Consider the following 4,337-nt stretch of genomic DNA (forward strand, 5'->3'; position numbering starts at 1 on the left):
CCGCCGAGTCCGGCGACCGGGTTGACCACCAGGCCGATCCTCGTCACCGGCCGCCCGCCTCGCCCAGCACCTTGCGGCGGTAGGCGCGCCAGGAGACCGCCCGGACCGCGGGGTCGTCCAGGGCCTCCGGGCGTACCCGGTGGATGGCCGAACGGTGCGGCGCCGTACGTACGGTCTCCGGGTCCTCGTACGCCTCGCGGGCGATCTCCGCGAGGATCGCCGCGTACTCGTCGAGGTCGGCGCGCGTATAGGACTCGGTCGGCTCCAGCGTCATGGGTTCCGGCACCACGTACGGGTGGTGGCTGGTCCAGTAGTGCGTGCCGAAGTCCGCGGCGCGCAGGCCGATGTCCTCGGAGTGCAGGCCGGTGTCCTCGTGCAGCTTCTCCCAGCTGTAGCGGACCTGCTCGACGCGCGGACGCCCGGCCGCGTACGGGACGGAGACGCCCGGGATCTGCCGGACCTTGTGGAGCAGGTAGTTGTTGTTGAGGACGGCCGTCTCGGCGGCGGCCCGCAGGCCCTCCGCGCCGAGCGACATGATCCAGGCGTACGCGCGGACCAGGTTCGGTACGACGCCGTAGAACGGCCGCATCTTGCCGACCGACTCGGGCCGGTCGTCGTCCAGCCGGTACACACCCGTCTCCGGGTCGAACTCGACCGTCGGGCGCGGCAGATACGGGGCCAGCTCCTCGGTGACCGCGCAGGCGCCGGCCGCCGGGCCGCCGCACGCGTGCGGTGTCGAGAACGTCTTGTGGAGGTTGAAGTGGCACAGGTCGAAGCCCGCGTCGCGGGCCCGCGTGATGCCGAGGATGCCGTTCGCGTTGGCCTGGTCGTACGAGCACAGGCCGCCCGCCTCGTGCACGATCCGAACGAACTCCTCGATGCGCGGGTTGTAGATCCCGGTGTCCTCGGGGTTGGTGATGAGGAGCGCCGCCGTGCGCGGGCCGACCGCCGCCCTGAGGGCCTCGATGTCGGGGTAGCCGTCCGCGTCCGGGTGGAGGGTGATGACCTTGAAGCCGGCCGTCTTCGCGCAGGCCGCGTTGGACGGGTGGGAGAAGATCGTCGTGATGACCTCGTCGCGCTGTTCCAGCTCGCCGCGCGCGGCGAAGTAGGCGCGGATCATGGCGACGTTCGTGTAGATCGCGGCGGAGCCCGCGCCCGGCTGGAGCGAGACCCGGTCCATGCCGGAGATCTCCTTCAGCAACTGCTCCAGACTGTGGATGATCCCGAGGACGCCCTGGACCGTGTCCTCGTCCTGGAGGGGGTGCAGCGCCGCGATCCGCGGGTCGCGGACGAACTGGTCGTTGACCTTGGGGCTGTACTTCATGGTGCAGGTGCCCTGACCGACGTCGATGTTGAGATCGGCGCCGAGGTTCTCCTGCGACAGGCGCAAGTAGTGGCGCAGGACCTGCTGCTGGGACATCTCCGGCAGGGCGGGCGGTTCGGCGCGGCGGAGGGCGGCGGGAATCGCGGGCTTCCTGATGGACGGGTCCGCGGCCGGGACGAGGACGCCGCGCTCGCCCGGCGAACCGAGTTCGAAGATCAGCTTCTCGTCCCAGGAGGCCTGCTGGAACCGGCGGAGGCGCGGCTTGCCCGCGATGCGCGCCTCCTCGGGGGAGACGGACACGGGCGCGTGCTGGGCGGTCACTTGACTATCTCCTCAAGGGTCGCGGCGAGCCGGTCGATGTCGGCCTTGGTGTGGACTTCGGTGACGCAGTACGCGGCCTCGTGCTCGCCGGTCGGTGTGGAGCCGAAGATGCCCCGCTCCTTGAGCCCGGCGCGGATCGCGGCGGCGGTCCTGCCGCCCGTGTAGCGGACGGTGAAGTCGGCGAAGTGCAGGGCGTCGCCGTACGGGACCTCGATGCCGGGCACCTCGGCGAGGCGCCTGCGGGCATACGCGGTGAGCGCGAGGATCGTGTCGCCGATCTCCCGCATGCCCTGCGGTCCCATCAGCGCGAGATAGACCCCGGCACCGATGCCGTGCAGCGCGGCGGCCGTGCCGACCCACTCCTTGCCCTCCTCGCGCAGCGCGAACGAGGTCCGCTCATAGGCGACGTCACCGAAGCCGTACTCGCCCTCGACGGCCGTCGGCACGAGGCCGAACAGGCGTGACGGGTACTCGGCGACCAGCGTCTCCTCGTCGCGGGTGGCGATGAAGCCCGCGTTGCCGCCGCCGAAGCTCTGGTGCAGGCCCAGCGGCTGGATGTCGCCGCACGCGATGTCGGCACCGTACGCGGAGGGCGGCGCGAGCACGCCGAGCGTGAGCGGATTGCAGCCCACGACGTACAACGCGCCCGCGTCGTGGGCGAGTTCGGCGAGGCGGGGGAGCGCCTCGTCGACGATGCCGAGCGCGGAGGGGGTGTCCGCGTACACCGCCGCGGTGTCCCCGGCGGCGAGTGCCTCGCGCACCGCTTCGAGGTCGGCGCAGCCGGTGTCCGGGTCGACCGGGACCACCGTCACGTCGTGGTCGGGGCGTACGTAGTCGCATATCCGGGAGAGCTTGTCGGCGTCGATCGCGGTGGCGACCAGCACGCGGCGGCGGCCGGTGATCCGGCCTGCCATGCGCAGCGCCGTTCCCGAGGCCTGGAAGCCGTCGTAGACCGGGACGTTGACGATCTCGACGTCGAGCAGCTCGGCCATCATCGACTGGTACTCCCACAGCGCCTGGAAGCGGCCGTGGTCCTCGTAGGGCTCGCCGGCGTACGCCGTGAGGAACTCGCTGCGGTTGACCACCTCGTCCACGACCGCCGGTACGTGGTGCTGGTAGCAGCCGGAGCCGAGGAAGCTGAGCGCCTGCCGTGTCGAGGTGTTGCGGCCGAGCAACCCCTCCATGTGACGGGTGAGTTCGGCCTCCGAACGCAGCGGGGCCGGCAGATCGAGGGGGCGGTGCAGCCGGATGCCGTCCGGGATGTCGGCGTAGAAGTCCTCGACGCTCGCGGCGCCGATCTCCTTCAGCATCGCCTGCCGCACGGCCGGAACCGCGTTCGGGATGTAGGGATGGGCGTAGGTGTGGACGGAGTCCTGGGGTGACGTCATGCCGCGCCTTTCGCGTGAGCCGACTCGGTCGGGTCAGTCATGACCACAGCAACAAAAGTCTTTGGGTGTACACCTCTTGACGGCGGGCTCCGTCATTCAGTGTTCTGAATACAGCATTAGGCATTCAGGCTCCAGGAGGCAAGAGTGTCAACAAGACCCACCCGACGGGTTGTTCTGGCCACAGGTCTCGCGACCGCGGCATCGTCCCTGGTCAGTGGATGTGCCATGGGCGGTGCGAGCGGCGGAGAGGCCCGGGACATCGACGGCAGACAGGGCGACGAAGGGGGCGAGGTCAGCGGCAGGATCACCGTCTGGTCGTGGGATGTCGCCGCCAAGGCCATGAAGCGCCTGGCCCGCACCTTCGAGGAGCGCCACCCCGGCACCACCGTCGACATCGTCGACATCGGCTACGACAACGCCTACGACAAGATCACCGTGGGCCTGCGCGGCGGTTCGGGTCTGGCCGACGTCCTCACGGTCGAGGGCAGTCACATGCCGCGCTACATGGGCAACTTCCCGAGCGGCTTCTACGACCTGACGAGCCTCGGCGGCCGCTACGGAGGCGACTTCGACCGCGCCGCGTGGCGCACCGTCACCGGCAAGGACAGCGCGGTCTTCGCCCTGCCCTGGGACATCGGCCCCTGCGCGCTCTACTACCGCACGGACCACTTCCGGGCCGCCGGAGTCGACCCCCGGTCGCTGCTGACCTGGGACGACTACGTGGCGGCGGGCGTCCGCATCAAGAAGGCCACCGGCCGCAAGCTGCTCATCATGGACTCCACGGACGCCGGGATCCTGCCGATGCTGCTCCAGCAGCAGGGCCAGGCCTACTTCAAGGGCGGCCGGGTCGCGGTCGACACCCCGGAGGCCGTGCGGGCCCTCACGCTGATGAAGACCCTGCACGACCAGGGGCTCGTCGACTACGAGAAGGGCTGGGACGGGCTCGTCACCGGCACCAAGGAGGGAAAGGCCACCACCACGCCCACCGCCGCCTGGTGGACGGGCACGCTCACCGATGAGATGCCGGAGCTGAAGGGCAGGTTCGGGGTGGTGCCGCTGCCCCGATTCACCCCCGCCGGCACCCGCACCTCCAACATCGGCGGCTCCACGCTCTGCGTCCCCGCGCAGAGCAAGAACCCCCGGCTGGCCTGGGCGTTCATCCAGTTCCTGCTCACCGACAAGGCGAACCAGGTCTCCATGCTCAAGCGCGAGGGGACGGCCGCGCTGCGTCGGCCTCATGACTGAGGACACAACGCTCGGGCCGATCGGTTGCACACCCCGGGGCTACCCCGGATAGGGCGGAT

General features: G+C 70.2%; 3 protein-coding genes. 1 reads left to right on the plus strand and 2 read right to left on the minus strand.

The features are described from left to right. Positions 1-43: 43 nt before the first annotated feature. Together gcvPB and gcvPA are read right to left on the minus strand one after the other, a co-directional pair. Positions 44-1,645, minus strand: a complete 1,602-nt coding sequence (gcvPB, locus tag ABZY11_RS43145; protein ID WP_356484414.1) for an aminomethyl-transferring glycine dehydrogenase subunit GcvPB — start codon at positions 1,643-1,645, stop codon at positions 44-46. Further along, complete coding sequence (gcvPA, locus tag ABZY11_RS43150; protein WP_356484415.1) at positions 1,642-3,033, minus strand: aminomethyl-transferring glycine dehydrogenase subunit GcvPA; 1,392 nt, start codon at positions 3,031-3,033, stop codon at positions 1,642-1,644. The genes gcvPB and gcvPA overlap by 4 nt, the downstream gene beginning before the upstream one ends. A gap of 225 nt (positions 3,034-3,258) precedes the next feature. On the opposite strand from gcvPA, the gene ABZY11_RS43155 reads away from it, so the two are divergent. After that, entirely contained in the window at positions 3,259-4,278 is a 1,020-nt protein-coding gene (locus ABZY11_RS43155) for a sugar ABC transporter substrate-binding protein (RefSeq protein ID WP_356484416.1), read from the plus strand. Positions 4,279-4,337 lie beyond the last annotated feature (59 nt).

This window comes from Streptomyces sp. NPDC006510, from assembly GCF_040611955.1.
In the GTDB taxonomy this organism is placed as follows: Bacteria; Actinomycetota; Actinomycetes; order Streptomycetales; family Streptomycetaceae; genus Streptomyces.